General features: G+C 66.5%; 9 protein-coding genes. 3 read left to right on the top strand and 6 right to left on the bottom strand.

Annotation, left to right across the window (positions count from 1 at the left end; translation table 11 throughout):
• Positions 1-235: 235 nt before the first annotated feature.
• From HP546_RS10435 to HP546_RS10415, 5 genes are read right to left on the bottom strand one after another with little or no spacing between them, the layout of a single operon-like run.
• Complete coding sequence (locus HP546_RS10435; protein WP_172224130.1) at positions 236-802, bottom strand: nucleotidyltransferase family protein; 567 nt, start codon at positions 800-802, stop codon at positions 236-238.
• Positions 799-1,770 (bottom strand): XdhC family protein, encoded by a 972-nt coding sequence (locus tag HP546_RS10430; RefSeq protein ID WP_172224127.1) that lies wholly within the window; start codon positions 1,768-1,770, stop codon positions 799-801. The genes HP546_RS10435 and HP546_RS10430 overlap by 4 nt, the downstream gene beginning before the upstream one ends.
• A 2-nt stretch (positions 1,771-1,772) precedes the next feature.
• Positions 1,773-2,984, bottom strand: a complete 1,212-nt coding sequence (locus HP546_RS10425; RefSeq protein ID WP_172224124.1) for a cytochrome c — start codon at positions 2,982-2,984, stop codon at positions 1,773-1,775.
• Between the two features lie 2 nt (positions 2,985-2,986).
• Entirely contained in the window at positions 2,987-3,523 is a 537-nt protein-coding gene (locus HP546_RS10420; RefSeq protein ID WP_172224121.1) for a (2Fe-2S)-binding protein, read from the bottom strand.
• Positions 3,516-6,347, bottom strand: a complete 2,832-nt coding sequence (locus tag HP546_RS10415) for a xanthine dehydrogenase family protein molybdopterin-binding subunit (RefSeq protein WP_172224118.1) — start codon at positions 6,345-6,347, stop codon at positions 3,516-3,518. Before HP546_RS10415 ends, HP546_RS10420 begins: the two co-directional genes overlap by 8 nt.
• A 233-nt stretch (positions 6,348-6,580) precedes the next feature.
• Here HP546_RS10415 and dsbD point away from each other — a divergent pair, with 233 nt between their 5' ends.
• Genes dsbD through dsbG form a run of 3 tightly spaced genes read left to right on the top strand, consistent with a single transcriptional unit; the run spans position 6,581 to position 9,889 of the window.
• A complete protein-coding gene (gene dsbD, locus HP546_RS10410) occupies positions 6,581-8,293 on the top strand; it encodes a protein-disulfide reductase DsbD (protein ID WP_172224115.1) in 1,713 nt (570 codons plus the stop codon).
• Positions 8,293-9,129, top strand: coding sequence for a TlpA disulfide reductase family protein (locus HP546_RS10405; RefSeq protein WP_172224112.1), 837 nt, complete (start codon positions 8,293-8,295; stop codon positions 9,127-9,129). The genes dsbD and HP546_RS10405 overlap by 1 nt, the downstream gene beginning before the upstream one ends.
• 1 nt (position 9,130) lies before the next feature.
• Complete coding sequence (gene dsbG, locus HP546_RS10400) at positions 9,131-9,889, top strand: thiol:disulfide interchange protein DsbG (RefSeq protein ID WP_172224109.1); 759 nt, start codon at positions 9,131-9,133, stop codon at positions 9,887-9,889.
• A 95-nt stretch (positions 9,890-9,984) separates the two neighbouring features.
• Here the strand turns inward: dsbG and HP546_RS10395 are convergent.
• On the bottom strand, positions 9,985-20,616 hold a 10,632-nt coding region (locus HP546_RS10395), incomplete at its 5' end, for a non-ribosomal peptide synthase/polyketide synthase (RefSeq protein WP_172224106.1).

Genomic DNA, 20,616 nt, shown 5'->3' with positions numbered 1-20,616 from the left:
GTTTCTCCGACTTCTGAGCACACAAAAAGGACCTGACAAATGGACGTGATCTCACCGTTTTCCTGGAAACCTTCGGAACACCGTCGGCCACCAACCTGTAGCGCCCTGCGCCCTCGATCATTACCAAGGCAAACTCCCCGATCGTCTTCCTGAATACTGGTCCACGGCTGTGGCCTGTTCTGGCTGGTAAATCCCCAGGACTACGAAGACATGGTAGCGGCGCTGACAAGCGCGTTCACCGGTGCACGGCGTCCGGGCTGTCGACATCCAGCAGCACACCGGCATCCTGCACCTCCAACCTGACACAACTCGCCGGGTTGGCCTTGACCACCGAACGCGCACCTTCATCACCCGTCAGCCGCGCCAGCGCCGGCCAGAAAGCGCGCCCGAACAGCACGGGGTGCCCTTGTTGCCCGTCATGGCAAGGCAAGACGATGGTCGATGCGCTCGCATTGAAACCCAGCCCCGCGAGGGTCGCGGTCTCCACCCAAGGCATGTCCCCCAACAGTATGGCCACCGCCTGCGCCTCGCTGTCGACCAGTGATGCGGCGCCGGCTGCCAGGCTATGGCCCATGCCCGATGCGCAATTCGGGCTGGAGATCACCCGACATCCCGGTGGCAACCCCAGGTCCATGCCCCGCTCCCGGTCGCGCAGCACTACCCGCACATCATCGAACACTGCACAGGCCCGCTCGACGCTATGCACCAGCAAGCTGCGACCATCCATCAACAGCGCCCGGCGCTTGTCAGTGCCGAAACGCACGCTGTTCCCGGCAGCAAGTACCAATGCAACCACGTTCACAGCGCCACCCGCTCGATACCGTTGCGCACGCGGAGGATATCGGCCAACACCGCCAGGGCGATCTCCGCCGGGGTCTTGCTGCCCAGGTTGAGGCCGATCGGGGCGTGGATGCGACCCAGCTCGGTAGCACCCAGGCCACCAATGCGCTGCAGGCGTTCACGGCGCTTGTCGGAAGTGGCCCGGGAGCCCATCACGCCGATGTAGAAAGCCTCGGTGCGCACGGCTTCGAGCATCGCCAGGTCATCGATCTTCGGGTCGTGGGTAAGTGCCACCACTGCGGTATCGGCATGGCAACCGCCGTTGAGGATGAACTCCGAGGGCAGCTCGCGGCGCACCTCGATGCCATCCAGTTGCACACCCTCTAGCAATTCTTCACGTGGCTCGCAAAGCACCACTTCGAAACCCATGCCCCTGCCAAATTCGGCGCAAAAATGTGCCACGCTGGAATACCCGGCCAGCAGTAGACGCTGCGCAGCACCGACGCGCAAGCGTACACGGGCGTGTTCCCGCTCCACACGTGGCCCCTGGCTGAGGTCATCGGCCAGCTGGCGCGTCCCCTGGGGCAGGCTCACCTCGCGCAGCACCCGGCGCTGGCCCAGCAGCGCGCTTTCCAGCGCACGCAGGTGGGCCTGCACCTCGCACTCGGCCGGCAGGTTTTCCACCAGCACCTCAAGCACGCCGCCACACGGCAGGCGGATGCTTGAACGCGGGTCGCTGCCATCGCCGTAACGCACGATGACAACCGGCTCGGGGTATTCACCCGCGGCCACCCGTTCAAGGAAATCGTCCTCGACGCAGCCACCGGACAGCGAACCCAGCCACTGACCACCGGCATTCACCGCCAGCAGCGAACCCGGCGCGCGCGGCGCCGAGCCGTAGGTGGCGAGCACCGTGCACAACCACACCCGCTGGCCAGCGCACGACCACTGCAAGGCCTGGCGGATCACCTGTAGATCGAGATGCTGCACGCTTACTCCGCCTTCAGCTCGGCGAGCTGCTGTAGGTTCATGTCGCCAGGCAGTCCACCCCAGGCCTGGCGCAAGTAGTTGACCATATCCGTCACCTGTTGGTCATCGAGCTTGTCGGCAAAACCCGGCATCGGCTGCATGCGTTCGAAGCCGGTGAACTGCTGCTCGCGGATACCTTCGAGGATGACCTTGACCAGGTTGCGCGAGTCATCCTGGCGCAACACGGTGTTACCGCGCATGGCCACGGCGATGTGCGGCTTGCCTTCGCCGTCTACCCCATGGCAGCCGGCGCAAACGTTCAGGTACTGCTGATGCCCGCGTTTGGCACTGTCGCTCATCTGTTCCAGGGCAACCGCCTGGATCACCTTGGCCGGCGGTGGCTGGTCGCCCAGCAGGTAGGTGGCCATGGCGGCCAGGTCAACGTCCTGCAGATGCTGGGTGCTGTGGTGTACCACCGGGAACATCTCGTTGAACATGCTGCCCTGGGCACTGATGCCGTGCTTGAGGAAGGTGGTCAGGTCTGGCTGGGTCCAGCCGCGCTCGGCCAGGTCCTGCGCCAGCAGGCTTGGGGCCAGGTAGCCGCCCAGCAGGCCGCCGCTCAGGCGCAGGTCCTGCTGCAACGCGCCGATCGGGTTGCGCGGAGTATGGCATTCGCCACAGTGGCCCATCACCTCGACCATATACTGCCCACGCTGCCAGGCCGGGCTTTTGCCTTCGGTGGGCTGCAACTGCACGCTCTTGCCGTACAGCATGTTCCAGCCACTCAAGCCCAGGCGCACATTGAACGGGAAGCGCAGCGCGGTCTGCGGCGCCGGGCGGTTGATCGGCGGCACGGTCATCAGGTAAGCGAGGATTGCGTCCGAGTCCTCGCGCCTGATCAAGTGGTACGAGGTGTACGGCATTGCCGGGTAAAGGTTGGCGCCATCCTTGCGCTTGCCCTCGGTGACGGCGGCAAAGAACTCGTCGGCGCTGTAGTTGCCGATGCCGTACTGCTTGTCCGGGGTGATGTTACTGCCATAAATAGTGCCGAATGGTGAATGAATCGGCAGGCCGCCGGCGTATGGGGCGCCGCCTTCGGCGGTATGACAGGCCATGCAGTCGGCCGCGCGGGCCAGGTATTCACCGCGCTTGACCTGTGCCTGGTCGTCGGCCAGGGCAGCTGAAGTGACGGCAAGGCCGAGGGCCAGCGCCAGTGCGCTACGAACGAAAGCCATGCTCAACCCTCCTTGACCAGGCCAAGGTCGTTGAGCACCGTGCGGGTGGCAGCGTAATAGCGCACGTAGCCGGTGCAACGGCAGATATGGTGGCCCAGGCTGGCCTCGATGCGCTCTTCCACCTCGCTCTTTTTCAGCGGCTGACGCTGCGCCGTTTCCACCAGTACGGTGGCGGCGTTGACGAAGCCCGGTGCGCAGTAGCTGCACTGGAAGGCGAACAGGTCGACGAATTTCTGCTGGATCGGATTCAACGTCAGGTTGCCGGCCTCGTCCTGGCTGGCATGGCCCTCGATGGTGCGGACTTTCTTGCCTTCGAAGTAGTGAGCACCGGTGATGCAGGTGCGCACTTCCTCGCTGGTACCGTCGGGTTTGTCGACGATCACCACGCAGGCGTGGCAGATGCCCTGGCCGCAGCCCAGGCGCGAACCGGTGAGGTTCTGGTGTTCGTGCAGGTAATCGATCATCGCCAGGTCATCAGGGACCTCGACCGGGCCGACCGGTTGACCGTTGAGGGTCAGTTGCAGTGGACGGTTAGCCATTGAGGGCCTCCTTGATACGGGCTGGGGTGATGGGTAGATCGCGCACGCGCTTGCCAATGGCATGCGCGACAGCGTTGCCGATGGCGCCGACGACCGGGATCATCACCACTTCGGCGATACCCTTCGACGGGTCGGTCGGTGACAGCGGCGGGAGGATTTCGCTGGTCTGCTTCCATACCGCCACGTCACGCGCATGCGGCAGGCGGTAGCGGTTGAAGTTCCAGTCGCCCTCCCCGGGCCCGCCCTCGTACATCGGCATTTCTTCGGTCAGTGCATGGCCAATGCCCATGGCGATACCGCCTTCGAGCTGGCCCTTGACCAGTTCCGGCACCAGCACCCGGCCGCATTCGACCCAGCTGTGGTGGTTGAGCACCTGCACCTCATTCGTACCCTTGTTGACCTTGACTTCGACGATGGTCGCCACCGGGCTGTAGTAGGTGACCATGGCATTGTTCAGTTGGGTGTCCGGGTAGTGCGCGTTCTGCCGGTCGAGCAGGTGGTAGCCGTGGCTGCTCATCTGCGCTTTCTTGGCATTCACCGCGCCATCGCCGTATTTCACCGCCACGGCATCAAGCGGGAAGCGCTCGCGCACGCCGTCGACGACGAAGTCGGCCTGGGCCCAGCTCCAGCGGTTGAAGCCGTGCACGCTAACCCCGGTAACCAGGCCCATGTCGTGGGCCTTCTGGGCCAGCTGGGCGAACGGGATCGGCGCCAGACCGTTGCCGGTCAGCTCACCGTTGACCCACACCGCATTCTCGCGGCGCACCACCAGCGGGTTGGCCTGGCCGCCGTATGGCCCCTGGCTCCAGATGGCCATGGCCGCCGGCCACAGGCCGTGGTTGAACAGTACGCGCGCCGCCTCGCGGGTGGCATGGCTGAAGTAGAACGCCGAGTTGGTCGCCGATGATGGCGAAGCCAGTTTGCCGACCCAGCGCGGGTTGCGCAGCGCAGCGTCCTGCTCGGGCTGGCTGATCAGGTACGGGTTGCCGCTGGTGGTCAGCTGCAACTCCGGCCATTCGGTGACTGCAGTCCTGACCTCGTCCGCCGAGCGACCAAGGAAATCGCTGACCACCAGGGCCTGGGAAGTGGACATGCCAGTGCCCAGCTCAGTGCCGATATGGCGCAGGCTGATGCGCCCGTCGCGGCTGAACTCGATGCTGGCCATCGGCGCTTCGGAACCGGTGCCGAAGTCCTTCTGGCAGATGGCAAAGCCTACGCCGTACCAGTGGTCCTGGTCCTGGGCATCCATCTGCTGCTTGCGTGCGTCACGGTTGCGCCACCAGTCGTGCACGGCGGCCTTGTCGAGGATCTCGTACAGACGCAGGGCACCGGCCGGCACCGCGCCTTGGGTGTTCTTCATGCCCGACTTGAGTGCGTTGGCGCGGCGCAGGTCGATGGCATCGACACCCAGGCGACCGGCGATCTCGTCGACCATCATCTCGGTCGCAGCCATGGTCTGCAGGGTGCCGTAGCCGCGCATTGAGCCGGCCTCGACCCCACGCGAATGGTAGGCGGTGACCGACAGGTCGTTCTGCGGCATGTAGTAGATCGACTGCGCCGCCGTGGCCCCCACCGCCGCCACCGACGGGCTGTAGTTGATACGCCCGCCGCCGTCGCAACTCAGGTCGGCACGGAAGATCTTGAAGCTGTTGTCACGCTTGTCCACGGCCAACTGGTAGCGGATATCGAAGGCATGGCGCTTGATGCCGCTCTGGAACTGCTCGTAGCGGTCGTTGGCCAGGCGGATCGGTACACCCGCGCCGTACAACGCGGCCACGGCGGCGTAGAAGACGAAGATGTTGTTGTCCTTCGAGCCATAGCCCACGGTGTAGCCCGGGTGCATGTTCAACGTGTTCAGGGCAAAGCGCGACGGCTTGATCATGTGCACGCATTCCTGCGCCACTTCGAACGGGCACTGTGTCGCGACCACGAAGTGCAGGGTGCCGGTGGCCGGGTCATACCAGCCGTTGCCGTTGTCCGGCTCGAGGGCTGCAGGTTCGATGGAGGGTGTCTTGTAGCGTTCGTCGAACACCAGCCAGTTCTCCGGCGGGTTGGCCAACTGCTCGGCGATGCGCCCGGCGTAGAACAGCCCCTGCTCGGTCAGGTCGCCATGCTGGTTGGGCTGCTTGGACCACACCGGTTTGCGGTTGAGAATGGTCGGGAACAGCATGGAGTTCTTCAGGCTGGAGAATTCATCGTCGTCGAACGGCGTAGCCCCGCCCACCCGCACGAAACGAAAGCTGCCGTAAGGGTCGCGCTGATACAACGGGGCCTGGGCACCGTAGCGGATCGCCTGGTCGTTGAACTGCAGTTTGCGCTTGGCCTGGCGGAAGCGCTCGAAGTCGTGCCAGATCAAGATGGCCACCGGGTGGCCGATGAACATCGGCACTTTGCCCGGGGGCAGCAGCGGGTCCGGCGAGTGGGCCTCGGGCCAGGCGATGCCGTCCTGCTCCAGGTCGGCGGCGGTGACGACGCGGTCCGGTTGCAGGTCGGCGCCCAACAGGGTCAGGTCGTGCCCGGCGTAGATGCGGTCGGCCTTGGTCGCCTTGAGCAACAGCGCATGGCCCTGCTGCGCGGGCCAGCCGGGCATGTCCTTGGCGCGGATGTCGCGGGCGAAGACCTTGTCGCCGCAGACCTTGGACAACGCATCGTTGCGAAAACGCGCCTTGCCGTCATGGTTCATCCACTTCAGCGGCGAGGTGGTGACGCGGTCCTCCATCAGGGCGGCGAATGCCTGGCTGCCAAGCGGCGCCATGGTCACGCCGACACCAGCGATCAGGCCGCCTTGCAGGAAGGCGCGCCGGGAAATATCACGGTTGGACATGCTTGATCCTCTGGGCAGTTGGGGGCCTGCCCTTTTTTGATTCTAGTACTAGCGGGGAAAAGCTGACTTGTGCGTCAACTTTACAGCAAATTGGTGGGGGGAAGCAAAGTCAAGCCGACAATGTGTCGCGGTATGTCTCAGATGTGTGCGGGTGCGGGGCGTGAGGCGGTTAACCTTTACTTAATCATCCCCAGCCAGCATGGCCCCATTCCCAGTTCTGCCAAGGCGAAGACATGCGCGTCCTCCTGCTCTTCCTGACATTTTTCCTGGCCGGCCCGTTGCAGGCCAACCCGTTCGAGGTCAAACCCGACTTCCTGCCGGTCAACCAGGCCTTCGTGCTGACCCACGACCGCCAGCCCGATGGCCAGATGCGCCTGTACTTCCAGATCAAGCCGGGCTACTACCTGTACCAGAAGCGCCTGAAATTCGACGGCCTGCCGGCCGAGCAGCACCCGCAATTGCCGCCGGCGCTCAACCACCATGACGAGTTCTTCGGCGACAGCGCGGTGTACCGCGACCAGCTCGAACTGCTGCTGCCCGCCAACGCCCAGGGCCAGCTGCGCCTTGGCTGGCAGGGTTGTGCCGACGCCGGCCTGTGCTACCCGCCGCAAACAACCATGATCGAGCTGGGCGGCAGCGCGGCACCCGCCGCCGAACAAGCCAGCGACCAAGCCCTGGCCAGCGGCCTGCAAAGCGGCAACCTGGCCTGGGGCGTACTGGCATTCTTCGGCCTTGGCCTGCTGCTGGCCTTTACCCCCTGCTCGCTGCCAATGCTGCCGATTCTCGCCGGGCTGGTCATGGGCAATGGCGCCAGCGCCCGGCGCGGTTGGCTGCTGGCCGGCGTCTACGTGCTGAGCATGGCCCTGGTGTATGCCGCCCTGGGCGTGGTCGCCGCGCTGCTGGGCGCCAGCCTGCAGGCCTGGCTGCAGCAACCCTGGCTGCTGGGCAGCCTGGCGGGGCTGTTCGTGCTGCTGGCCCTGCCGATGTTTGGTGCCTTCGAGCTGCAACTGCCCGCCGCCCTGCGTGACCGCCTCGACCGCGCCGGGCAAGGTACCCGCGGTGGCAACCTGTATGGCGCGGCGCTGCTGGGCGCGCTGTCCGGCCTGCTGCTCGGCCCGTGCATGACCGCGCCACTGGCCGGCGCGCTGCTGTACATCGCCCAGAGCGGCGACGTGCTGCAAGGTGCGCTGGTGCTGTTCAGCCTCGGCCTGGGCATGGGTGTGCCACTGCTGTTGCTGGTGACCTTGGGCAACCGCTACCTGCCGCGCCCGGGCGCCTGGATGAACCGGGTAAAAGGCGTGTTCGGCTTCGTGTTCCTGGCCATGGCGCTGTACACCGTGCGCAGCCTGCTGCCTGCCCCCCTGGTGCTGGGCATTGGCGGCGCCTGGCTGATTGCCCTGGCCTGGGCTGCCTGGCCAGCCCTGCAACGTTTGCCGGCGTTGCGCGCGGTGCCCCTGCTGTGTGCCCTGTGGGGCGGCCTGCTGCTGGTGGGTGCAGCAGCCGGTGGCGACGACCTGTGGCAGCCGCTGCGCCCGTTCGCCGGGGGGGGTGCACCGGCCGCCAGCCAGCACGCCGAAGACCGCTTCGTCACCGTCAGCCGCCCCGAAGACCTGCAACGTGAACTGGATGCAGCCAAGGCCCGTGGCCAGTGGGTGATGGTCGACTACTATGCCGACTGGTGCGTGTCGTGCAAGGTCATGGAAAAACAGGTATTCGCCCGCAGCGACGTGCAGGCCGGCCTGGCCGGTGTGCACCTGCTACGGCTGGACGTGACCGCTGACAGCCCGGCCAGCAAAGCCCTGCTGCAGCGCTACCAGGTACCCGGCCCGCCAAGCATCATCTGGATCGGCCCGGAAGGCGACGAACGCCGCGCGCGGCGCATCACCGGTGAAGTGGATGCGGCCACGTTCCAGCAACACTGGACCCAGACCAGGAGCCAAGGCTGATGCTCACCGTAACCCTCGGGCCACTGACCATGGCCCTGAACCACCTGCTGATGCTGACCGCCCTGGTAATCGCCAGCGTGGTCGGCTGGTGGGTGGCCCGGCGTGGCGGCCAGAGCCCGGAATCGGCGCTTTTCAACCTGTTCCTGATCGGCCTGCTGTGCGCCCGCGCCGGCTTCGTGCTGGCCTACTGGCCCATGTACCAGGGCGACCTGGTGCAGGTCATCGACATCCGTGATGGCGGTTTCCTGTTCTGGTCGGGCCTGGCCGGCATCGTACTCGCAGCCCTGTGGCAGGGCTGGCGCCAGCCGGGCCTGCGCCGGCCGCTGGGCTGGGCGTTGTTCAGCGGCGCATTGTTCTGGGGCCTGGCCAGCTTCGGCGGGCACTTGTACAGCAAAGGCACCGAGCTGCCCGAACTGACCCTGCGCAATGCCGGCAGCCAGCCGGTGGCACTGCACAGCTACCGCGGCAAGCCATTGGTGATCAACATCTGGGCCACCTGGTGCCCACCCTGCCGGCGCGAAATGCCGGTACTGCAACAGGCGCAAGGCGACTATCCGCACGTGACCTTCCTGTTCGTCAACCAGGGCGAAACCCCGGAAAACGTCAGCACCTTCCTCGCCACCACCGGCCTCAGCCTGACCCATGTGCTGTTCGATGGTACCGGCCTGCTGGCCCAGCGCGTCGGCTCCATGGCCCTGCCCACCACCCTGTTCTACGACGCCGATGGGCGGCTGGTCGGCAGCCACCTGGGCGAGCTGTCCCGGGCCAGCCTGCGCCATGCCCTGGAGCCTTTCGACCGGGCCGCCGCGCCCGCCCCTGCCGCACAAGGAAACTGACATGCGATTGACTGCACTACTGCCCCTTTCACTGGCCCTGCTGGCCGCCCCCGCCCTTCAGGCCGAAGAACTGCCCAAGGCGGTTCAGCAACTGCAAGCCAAAGGCGCCGTGATCAAGGGCAGCTTCGACGCCCCCAACGGCCTGCGCGGCTATGCCGCCGAGTATCAGAACAACGCCCTGGCCCTGTACCTGACCCCAGACGGAAAGCACGTACTGGTCGGCAGCCTGTTCGACGAACAGGGCAAGGACCTCAGCGCCGAGCCGCTGCAAAAGCTGGTGTACGCACCGATGAGCAAGGAGGTCTGGGCGAAGATGGAGAAAACCGCCTGGATCGCCGACGGCAAGGCCGATGCGCCGCGCAAGGTATACCTGTTCAGCGATCCCAACTGCCCGTACTGCAACATGTTCTGGGAGCAGGCGCGGCCGTGGGTGGAGTCGGGCAAGGTGCAGTTGCGCCATATCATGGTCGGCATCATCCGCGAGGACAGCCCTGGCAAGTCGGCGGCGCTGCTGGCAGCGAAAGACCCGGCCAAGGCGCTGCAGCAGCACGAGAAGGCAGGCAAGGCCAGTACGCTGAAGGCCCTGGACCAGGTGCCGGAGGCAGTGCAGCAGAAGCTGGCGGCAAACATGGCGCTGATGGAAGAGCTGGGGTTGCAGGCTACCCCGGCGATTTTCTATCAGGATGAGCAAGGCCAGCTGCAGAGCCAGCAGGGGGCACCGCGGCCGGAGATGCTGGGCAAGATTCTCGGCAAGCGCTAGCGCATGTCGTGAGTTTTGCAGTGGGGCAGAGATCGAGCGCCGCCCGCGCGGCGCTCGATTTCCGCCACTCTGCAAGTCCCAAGCCGAACCCTCCCCTACAACCCCTCCAGCTCGGCCATCAGGTCACTCAGCCGGTCGACCTTGTCGTCATCCAGCGCACTGCCCTGCAACCCCTGCACATACACCGCAAGCTCCGCCACCGTGCTGCACTCGAACATCGCCCGCAGCGGCACATTCAGTTGCAGTTGCTTCTGCACCCGCGAGGCGATCTGCGTGGCCAGCAGCGAATGCCCGCCCAACTCGAAGAAGTTGTCATGCACCCCGACCCGGTCGGCCTTCAGCACATCAGCCCAGATACCGGCCAGTACCTCCTCCAGCTCGTTGCCCGGCGCCTGGTATGCCTGGCTGTGCTGGCCACCGATATCGATGGCCGGCAGCGCCTTGCGGTCGAGCTTGCCATTGGCGTTGTGCGGCAGGCTGTCGAACCAGCCCCAGTGCAGCGGCACCATGTACTCCGGCAACTCGGCACGCAGGCGCTGCTTGACCCGCTCCAGCAGCGCGGCATCAGCGACGATGCCCTGGTGCGCCACCAGGTAACCGACCAGGTGCTTGCCGTTGACACCCTCCTGCACCCCGACGGCAGCATCGCGGATTTCGGCCTGCTCATGCAGCCTGGCCTCGATCTCGCCCAGTTCGATGCGGTAGCCGCGAATCTTCACCTGATGATCGATGCGGCCGACATACTCCAGCACACCGTCCGGTCGTTGCCGGGCCAGGTCACCCGTGCGGTACAGGCGTTCACCCGGCGCCCCGTAAGGATGAGGGATAAACGCCAGCGCAGTGCGCACAGGGTCACCCACATAGCCACGGCCCACACCGGTACCGGCCACGCACAGCTCGCCCACCGCCCCCAGCGGCACCAGCGTCTGGTCCTCGGCAAACAGGTACAGGCGGTTGTTGTCGGTGGGGGTGCCGATCGGCAGGTAACTGCCTTGGGTCGACGCGGCATCGACGCGGAAGAACGCCACGTCATCCGAACACTCCGCCGGGCCATAGGCGTTCACCAGGCCGATGTGCGGGTATCGCTGCAACCATTGCGCCGCCAGTTCCGGTGGCATGGCTTCGCCGGTCGGCAGCATCCAGCGCAGGCCATCCAGCGCCTGGTGGTCGTTGGCCAGCATGCCCTGGATCAGCGACGGCACGCTTTCCAGCACGGTAATGCCAGTGGCCTGCACGTGCGCCAGCAAGCCCTGCGGGTCATGCGCGATGGCGTTGGGCACGATCTCCACTTTGGCGCCGAACAACGGTGCCGCAAGGAACTGCCACACCGAAATGTCGAAGCTCTGCGAGGCGGTCTGGGCGATCACGTCGTGCTCGCTCAGCGCCAGGTAGGGCACCTTGCTCAGCTGGTTGTTGAGCATGCCGCGCTGCTCGACCATCACCCCCTTCGGCAGGCCGGTGGAGCCTGAGGTGTAGATCACATAGGCGAGGTTATCCGGCCCACTGTGGATACCCGGGTTGTGGCTCGCCACCGAGCTGGCCTGGATGTCTTCCCACACCAGCAACTGCGGCCGCACGGTCGCTTCCAGTTCACCCAGCAACTGCCGCCCCTGCTCGGCACAGGCCGCGCTGCACACCAGCACTGGCGTGCGGCTTAGCTGGACAATGCTTTGCAGGCGCGCCGCCGGCAGGCCCGGGTCCAGCGGCAGGTAGCCAGCACCGGCCTTGAAGCTGCCGACGATCATACCCAGCAATGGCAGCCCGCGTTCGGCCAGCAACGCCACCGGCTGGTCCACGCTGACCCCGGCGGCTACCAAGGCGTGGCCCAGTCGGTTGGCCGCCAGGTTCAGGCCGGCGTAGTCGTAGGCGGCCTCCAGGCAGCGCGCCACGGTACGTTGCGGGTGCGCGGCGACCTGCGCTTCGAACTGCGCGATGTAGCTTTGCTCCAGGGGGTAGGCGCGCTCGGTGCGGTTGCAGTCCTCCAGCAGGAAGCGCTGCTCCTCGTCGCCCAGCAGCGGCAGTGCACTCACCTCCCCTTCAAAACCTTGCACCAGCGCCAGCAGCAGGCGCTTGAACTCGGCGAGCAGGCGCTCGACGGTCGGGTAGTCGAAGTAGCGCTGGTCGAACGACAGGTGCAGGCCCAGGTCATCGCCCGGGTAGCACACCGCCGTCAGCGGGAAGTTGGTGTGGGTACGGCCCGAGTCGGAGCTGGCGTTCAAGTGCTGGGCGTGGTCGAGCACGGCGGTTTCCACCGGCGCATTCTCGAACACGAACAGGCTGTTGAACAGTGGCTGGCCCTTGGGCAGTTCGCTGCATTCCTGGATTGCCACCAGCGGCAGGTACTCGTACTCGCGCAGTTCCATGTTGCGCCCCAGCAGGCTTTGCAGCCACTGGCGCACGCTGCAGCGCTCGCCGGCTGCCGGCAACTGCACGCGCAGGGCGACGCTGTTGATGAACAGGCCGACGGTGCGCTGCATCTGTGGCATGCTGACCGGGCGCCCTGCAACGGTGACACCAAAGGCCACGTCGCGCTCGCCACTGTAGCGTGCCAGTACCAGCGCCCAGGCCGCCTGGGCGAAGGTGTTGACGGTGAGTTGATGGGCCTGGGCCAGTTCGCGCAGGCGCCCGCCTTCGCTTATGTCCAGGCGGGTATGGCAGTCGCCCACGATCATGCCGTCACCGGCATGGTCATGACGCAGCGGGCGGTCGCTGGGGATCGCCGTGGCGCGTTCGAAGCCGGCCAGGCTGGCCTGCCACCAGGCGCGAGCGTCATCCAGGCCCTGGCGTTGCAGCCAGCCGATGTAGTCGCGGTAGCGCGGCGGCACCGGCAGCTGCGCCTGGCGGCCTTCGCCGAGGGCCTGGTAGAGCTCGAAGAAGTCGTTCATCAACAGCGAGCGGCACCAGGCATCGATGAGGATGTGGTGGTTGCTCATCATGAACCAGTAGCGCTGGTCGGCCACCCGCACCAGGCGCAGGTGGAACGGCGCTTCGCTGAGCAAGGCAAAGCCGGCTTCGCGCTCCTGCTTGTGCAAGGCCTGCAGGCGCTGCTCCTGGGCGTCATCGGCAACGCCGCGCCAGTCCTGGTAGTCCACCGCCAGGTTGCCCGGTTTGTGGATGATCTGCAGCATCGCCTCGCCGCTGTTCCAGCTGAACGATGCGCGCAGCGCCTCGTGGCGCGCGACCACGGCCTGCCAGGCCTGGGCAAAGCGTTCAGGGTCGAGCGCGCTGTTGATGCGGTAGCGGTCTTGCATGTAATACAGACCGGTGCCCGGCTCCAGCAGGGTATGCAGCAGCATGCCTTCCTGCATCGGGGTCAGCGGGTAAACGTCCTCGATCTGTGCAGCCGGCACCGGCAGCGCGTCGATCTGCTGCTGGGTCAGGTGCGCCAGCGGGAAGTCCGAGGGTGTGAAGCTGCCATTGCCATCGGCCAGGCAATGGGCGATCAGCGCCAGCAGCTCCTGGCGATAGGCGTCGGCCAGGCGGGCGATGGTCGGCTCGTCATAGCGCTGGGCGCTGAAGGTCCAGCGCAGTTGCAGGGCGCCGCCATACACCTGGCCATCGACGCTCAGCCAGTTGGGCAGCGGCGCGTCGAGGTCATGCGCCAGACCGGCAGCGCTGTCCAATGGCTGGAACAGCGCGGTGCTGTCGAACTGCTGGTCGAACTGGCCGAGGTAGTTGAAGGTGATCCGCGCTTGCGGCAAGGCCGCCATCTGCTCGCGCCCGGCCGCATCGGCCAGGTAGCGCAGCACGCCGTAGCCCAGGCCTTTGTGCGGCACCTGACGCAGCTGCTCCTTGATGCGCTTGATCGAACCGGCCCGTGCCACCTCGTCCTCGCCCGGCAGCGGGCGCAGGCTCAGGGGATAAGCGTTGGTGAACCAGCCGACGCTGCGGGTCAGGTCCATGTCTTCGAACAGCCCGTCGCGGCCATGGCCTTCAAGCTGTACCAGCACTTCTTCGGCGCCGCTCCATGTGCACAGGGCACGCGCCAGGGCGGTCAGCAGCAGGTCGTTGACCTGGGTGTGGTAGGCCGCCGGGGCCTGCTGCAGCAACTGCCGGGTCTGCTCCACATCCAGGCCGATGGCCAGGGTGCGGGCATGGCGGTGCAGGTTGCCGCCCTGCGGGTGATCGCACGGCAGCTCACGACGCACGCCGCCCAGCTGCCCTTGCCACCAGCCCAGCTCGTCGCGCAGCGAATCGCTGCCGGCGTAGCTGGCCAGGCGCGCGGCCCAGTCGCCCATGGCATGGGTCTTGGCCGGCAACGGCTGGCCGCGGTACAGCGCCTGCAGGTCTTCGAGCAGCACGCGCCACGACACGCCATCGACCACCAGGTGATGGATCGCCAGCAACAGGCGCTGGCTGCCCTGCCCGTCCTGCACCAGCAAGGCGCGCAGCAGCGGGCCCTGTTGCAGGTCGAGGCTGCGCTGCAGGTCGCTGTACAACGCCTCGCAATCATTGAAGTCGGCGACGCTGGCGGTCCACAGCAGCTGCTCGGCGGCAGGCGCGGTGTATTCGGCCTGCCAGCGGCCAGCGGCGTCGCTGAAACGCAGGCGCAGGCTGTCATGGTGCTGCACCAGGCCGGCCAGCGCCTGTTCCAGCGCGGCCTCGTCCAACGGCTGCCGAGCCTCCAGCAGCACGGCCTGGTTCCAGTGCTGCGGCTGCGGCACTTCGCTGTCGAAGAACCAGTGCTGGATCGGCGTCAGGCCAGTCTGGCCTTGGCGCAAGCCCTGTTCGATGTTGCCCGGGGCTTCGCTGTGGCGGGCGACGGCCGCCAGGGTCTGGATGGTCTGGTGCTGGAACAGGTCGCGCGGAGTGAATTGCAGGCCGGCCTGACGGGCGCGGCTGACCACCTGGATCGACAGGATCGAGTCGCCACCCAGTTCGAAGAAGTTGTCCTGCATGCCGACCCGGGCAATGTTCAGCACGTCGCGCCAGATCTGCGCCAGTTGCGCTTCCACCTCGTTGCCAGGCGCCTGGTATTGCTGGCGCGCCTGTTCCAGGTCCGGCAGCGGCAACGCACGGCGATCAAGCTTGCCGTTGCCCATCAGCGGCAGGTTGTTCAGCAGCACCAGGTGCGCGGGCACCATGTAGTCCGGCAGATGCTGGCGAGCGTCGGCTTTCACCGCCTCACGCAAGCGGCTTTGCGCCTCGCTGTCGGCGGCGGCCTGTCGGCACACCAGGTAACCCACCAGTTGCTTGCCACCCGGCAGGTCGAGCGCCAGCACCACCGCCTCTTCGACATCGGCATGCGCCTGCAGGCGGCTTTCGATTTCGCCCAGCTCGATGCGGAAGCCGCGGATCTTGACCTGCTGGTCGGCACGGCCGACGTACTCCACCAGGCCATCCGTGCCCAGGCGCACCAGGTCACCGGTGCGATACAGGCGCCCGCCTTGGGTGCTGAACGGGTCGGCAACGAAGCGCTCGGCACTGAGGCCCGGGCGGTCGTGATAGCCCTGGGCAAGGCCGGCGCCGCCGACATACAACTCACCAATGCCGCCTTGTGGCAGCAGGGCCAGGTCTTCGTCGAGGATGTAGGCGGTACGGCTGCCGATGACGCGACCGATCGGCACGCTGCCCAGCTCCGGCGGCAGCGCCTCTGGCGCCAGGCAGGCCAGTGGCATGACCACGGTTTCGGTCGGGCCGTAGGCGTTGAAGAACTGCTGCGGCACAAACGCCTGGCGGATGCGCTGCAGGTGCTCGCCGGTCAACGCTTCGCCACCAGTGATCACCAGGCGCACGGGCAACTGTTCGGCCTGCCCGCCCAGGTACTGCGCCAGCTGGCTACCGTAGCTGGGGGTGAAACCAAGAATGCTCACCTGCTGGTCGCGCACCAGCTGGCAGATTTCCTCGGCGCCCCACTGCCCCTGGGCGCGCAGCACCACACGGGCACCGCACATCAACGGCACCCACAGGCGCTCGCTGGCAGCGTCGAAGTTGATCGAATAGAAGTGCAGCTCGCAGTCATCGCTGCGCATGCCGAACGCAGCGATGACTGCCTGGCAATGCATGGCGAACTCGCCGTGGCTGACCACCACACCTTTGGGCTTGCCGGTGGACCCGGAGGTGTAGATCAGATAGGCCTGGTGTTGCGGCAGGGTAAGGTTGTCCAGCGCTGCATCGCTATACCCCGACAAACTGGCAGCGTCGTCTTCCAGGCTCCAGCGCGCCACCCCTTCGGGCAGCTCGCCCAGGCTTTGCAGCAGCTCGCGCTGGCCTAGCAGCAGGCCGATGCGGCTGTCTTCGATCATGTAGCGCAGGCGGTCGAGCGGGTACTCGGGATCGAGCGGCACGTAGGCACCACCGGCCTTGAGAATGGCCAGCAGGCCGACGACCATTTCCAGCGAGCGCTCCAGCGCCAGGCCCACGCGCACCTGCGGGCCGACACCACGCTCACGCAGGGCGCGGGCCAGGCGGTTGGCCTGCTGGTCGAGTTCGGCATAGCTCATGTGCTGGCCGGCAAAGGTCAGCGCACCCGCCTGCGGCGTGCGTGCGGCCTGGGCGGCAAACAGGCCATGCAGGGTCTGCTTGAGGTCGAAGTCATGCTCGCCCTGCAGCTGGCTCACCATCACCTGCTGCTCGGCGTTGCTCAGCATCGGCAGCTCGCACAGGCGCTGTTGCGGGTTGTCCAGCAGGCCGACCAGCAAGTGCTGCCAGTGCTCGGCCATGCGCGCAATGCGCGGCTCGTCGAACAGGTCGCGGCTGTAGGTCAGGCAGCAGCCCAGACGGCCGTCGAGGTCGGTCACCTCCAGGTACAGGTCGAACTTGGTGGCGCTGGCGTCGTTGACCAGGTAATCCACCTGCATGCCCGCCAGCGTGCGGCTTTGCTGGAAGGCCCAGCGCTGCACGTTGCACATCACCTGGAACAGCGGGTTATAGGCGCTGCTGCGCGGCGGCTGCAAGGCTTCTACCAGCTGATCGAAAGGCAGGTCCTGGTGCGATTGGCCTTCAATGGCGGCCTGGCGTATCTGCTCCAGCAACGCGCTGGCGGTCATCTGCCCGTCCAGCTCGCAGCGCAGCACCTGGGTGTTGAGGAAGGCGCCGATCAGGCCTTCGCTTTCAGGGCGAATGCGGTTGGCCACCGGCGCGCCGATGCGCAGGTCGCGCTGGCCGCTGTAGCGGTGCAGCAAGGCGGCCAGGGTGGCGGTCATGGTCATGAACAGGGTCAGGCCGCGCTGGCTGTTGAACGCATGCACGCGGGCGACCAGTGCCGGGTCGAGCTCAAAGCGGAACAGCTCGCCGCGGTGGCTCTGCACAGCCGGGCGCGGGCGGTCGGCGGGCAAGGCCAGCACCGGGTGCTCGTCGCCCAGGCGGGCTTGCCAGTAGGCGAGCTGGCGGGCGCCTTCGCCGCTTTCCAGCCATTGCCGCTGCCACACGCTGTAGTCCAGGTATTGAACCGGCAGTGGCGCCAGCGGCGACTCGCGGTCATCGACGAAGGCTTCGTATAGCTCGCCCAGCTCGCGGGCGAAGATGTCCATGGCCCAACCTTCGGTGACGATGTGGTGCAGGGTCAGGACGAAGAAGTGCTCGCGCTCCCCGGCCTTGACCAGGCAGGCACGCAGCAGCGGGCCGCGCTCCAGGTCGAACGGCTGGTGCGCCTGGTCGTCGGCCAGCTGCTGCAGGCTTTGCTGGCGCATATCGACGGGCAAGGCGCTGAAATCCTGCCAGTCCAGCTGCAGGCCGCTGTCTTCGGCCACGCACTGGTACGGCACGCCGTCGATGCTGGGGAAGGTGGTGCGCAGGGTTTCGTGGCGCACAATCAGCGCCTGCAGCGCGCGCTCGAAGGCATCCACATGCAGGGTGCCGCGCAGGCGTGCCATGCCGCCGACGTTATAGGCCGGGCTGCCCGGCTCCATCTGCCAGAGGAACCACATGCGCTGCTGCGAATACGACAGCGGCACCGCCTGGCGGCGATCGACGCGGGCGATCTCGCCTTGCAGGTTGCGCTCACCGGCTGCGCGAATACGCGCAATCTCGGCACAGAACGCACCCAGCTCGCTGGCTTCGAACAAGGCCTTGAGCGGCAGTTCGACATCGCAGGCCTGGCGGCTGCGCGAGACGATCTGGGTCGCCAGCAGCGAGTGGCCGCCCAGGGCAAAAAAGTCGTCCTGCAAGCCCACGCGCGGCAGGTTCAGCACTTCGCGCCAGATGGCGGCAACCTGTTGCTGCAGCTCGGTTTGCGGTTCGACGTGCTCACGCTGCTGCCACACCGGGGCCGGCAGCGCCTTGCGATCGACCTTGCCACTGGGGCCCAGGGGCATCTGTGCCAGCGGGATCAGTTGTGCCGGCACCATGTAGACCGGCAGTTGTTCAGCCAGCACGGCCAGCACCTCGGCAGGCTGAGCGCTGCCGCTGTAGTAACCGACCAGTTGCGCACCGACAGCATCCTTGTGGATCACGACCAGCGCCTGCTCGACACCCGCCTGTGCGAGCAGGCAGGCCTGGACTTCCTCGGGCTCGACGCGGAAGCCACGCACCTTTACCTGCTGGTCGATGCGGCCAAGGTACTCCAGCGCCTCGAGCTGGGCCTGCCAGCGGGCACGGTCGCCACTGCGGTACAGGCGTTCGCCGTTGCCGTCGGCGTGGGGTACGAAGCGCTCGGCGGTAAGGCCCGGGCGGCCGAGGTAGCCACGGGCCAGGCCCGCCCCGCCCAGGTACAGCTCGCCCGCAACGCCCGGGGCGGCCAGTTCCAGTTCATCGTCCAGCACGCGGCACAGCACATTGCCCAGCGGGCGGCCGATTGGCGAACGCTCGCCATCTGCAACCTGGCAGTGCCAGTGAGTGACGTTGATGGCGGTTTCGGTCGGGCCATAGCGGTTGTGCAACTGCACCTGGGGCAGCACTTGCAACACCCGGTCCCGCAGTGCGCCAGGCAGCGCCTCGCCACCGGAGAACAGCCGGCGCAGGCTGCTGCAGGCGGCAGCCTGAGGCTCCTGGACGAACACTTGCAACAGTGGCGGCACAAAGTGCAGCGTGGTCACGCCATGGGCCTGTACCAGCGCGGCGATGCGCTGCGGGTCGCGGTGCTCGCCGGGGCCGGCAAGCACCAGCTTGCAACCGGTGACCAGCGGCCAGAAGCACTCCCACACCGAAACGTCGAAGCTGATTGGCGCCTTCTGCATCAGCACGTCGCTGTCGTTCAGCGCATAGGTGGCTTGCATCCATTGCAGGCGCTCGGCCAACGCCGCGTGGGTGCTGCCCACGCCTTTGGGCTGGCCGGTGGAGCCGGAGGTGTAAATCACGTAGGCCAGGTTGTCGCCGTGCAGGTGCAGGCCGGGGGCATGGCTGGGCCAGCTGTCCAGGTGCAACTGGTCGAGGGCGATGGCGCTCACCCCTTCGACCTGCGGCAGCTTGCCCAGCAGGTTGCTGTGGCTAAGCAGCAGGCCGGCATTGCAGTCGGCGAGCATATACGCCAGGCGCTCGGCCGGGTAATCCACGTCCAGCGGCACGTAGGCACCGCCTGCCTTCAGAATCGCCAGCAGGCCGACCAGCAGTTGTGGCGAACGCTCGATGGCGATGGCCACGCAGGTGTCGGGACCGACGCCTTTGTCGCGCAGGTAGTGGGCCAGGCGGTTGGCCTGCTGGTGCAGCTCGGCGTAATCCAGGCTGCCACCTTCCCAGGCCAGGGCAGTGCGTAGCGGGGTCGCGCGTGCCTGCTCGTTGAGCTGTTCTACCAACAGGCGCTGCGGCGCAGCGGTGGGTGCCTGGCCCCAGCCCAGCAACTGCGCGCGGCTTGGCGCGTCAAGCAACTGCACTTCGCCCAGCGCCCGTTGCGGCGCGGCACACACCTGCTCCAGCAGGGCCAGCAGATGCTGTGCCAGGCGCTTGACGGTGCTGGCCTCGAACAGCTCGGCGGCATAGTCGAAGGCCAGGCTCAGGCGGCCCTGGTGGTCTTCTTCACTGTGCAGCTGCAAGTCGAACTTGGCCTCGCGGCTGTGCCATGGCAGCTCTTCGGCCAGCAGACCCGGCAGCCGGCGCAGGGCCGACAGGTCGCGTTGCTGATGGTTGAACATGACCTGGAACAGGCCCTGCTCACGGGCTTCGGGCAGGGCTTCGACCAGCTGTTCGAAGGGCAGGTCCTGATTGGCCTGTGCCTCCAGCGTGGCCTGGCGCACCTGCGTCAGCAGCTGGGTGAACGGCAGGCGACCATCCAGTTGTGCGCGCAGCACCTGGGTATTGATGAAGAAGCCGAGCATACCCTGGGTTTCCAGGCGTGGGCGGTTGGCATTGGGTACGCCGACGCGAATGTCGGCCTGGCCGCTGTAGCGGTGCAACAGCGCCTGCCAGCCTGCCAGCAGGACCATGAACAGGCTGGCCTGCTGCTCACGGGCCAGGCCCTTGAGCGCGTCGGCAAGCTGGGCCGGGACCTTGAGGCTGAGCCGGGCGGCGCTGTGCTCGCGCTGGTTGGCGCGCGGGTGGTCGGTGCACAGGTCGAGCACCGGCAGCTCATCGCCCAGTTTGCCTTTCCAGTACTGCAATTGTCGCTTGGCTTCGCCTGCGGCCAGCCACTGGCGCTGCCAGGTGCCGTAGTCGGCGTAACCCAGGGTCTGCGGCGCCAGTGTGGCCTCCAGGCCTTGGCAACGCGCGGCGTACAGCTTGGCAAACTCGTCGAGCAGAATATTCAGCGACCAACCGTCGGCCACGATGTGGTGCAGGGTCACCCACAGCTGGTGATCTTCATCGCCCAGGCGTACCAGGGTGACGCGCAGCAGCGGACCCTGGGTCAGGTCGAA

This window comes from Pseudomonas sp. CM25 (assembly GCF_013179705.1).
Lineage (GTDB): Bacteria > Pseudomonadota > Gammaproteobacteria > Pseudomonadales > Pseudomonadaceae > Aquipseudomonas.
This window is presented reverse-complemented; position numbering and strand designations above follow the sequence as displayed.

What these genes read in the sequence shown, in the direction of transcription:
- HP546_RS10425 (WP_172224124.1), bottom strand. Translation starts at nt 2,984, where the DNA reads ATGGCTTTCGTTCGTAGCGCACTGGCGCTGGCCCTCGGCCTTGCCGTC.
- HP546_RS10420 (WP_172224121.1), bottom strand. Translation starts at nt 3,523, where the DNA reads ATGGCTAACCGTCCACTGCAACTGACCCTCAACGGTCAACCGGTCGGC.
- HP546_RS10415 (WP_172224118.1), bottom strand. Translation starts at nt 6,347, where the DNA reads ATGTCCAACCGTGATATTTCCCGGCGCGCCTTCCTGCAAGGCGGCCTG.
- dsbD (WP_172224115.1), top strand. Translation starts at nt 6,581, where the DNA reads ATGCGCGTCCTCCTGCTCTTCCTGACATTTTTCCTGGCCGGCCCGTTG.
- HP546_RS10405 (WP_172224112.1), top strand. Translation starts at nt 8,293, where the DNA reads ATGCTCACCGTAACCCTCGGGCCACTGACCATGGCCCTGAACCACCTG.
- dsbG (WP_172224109.1), top strand. Translation starts at nt 9,131, where the DNA reads ATGCGATTGACTGCACTACTGCCCCTTTCACTGGCCCTGCTGGCCGCC.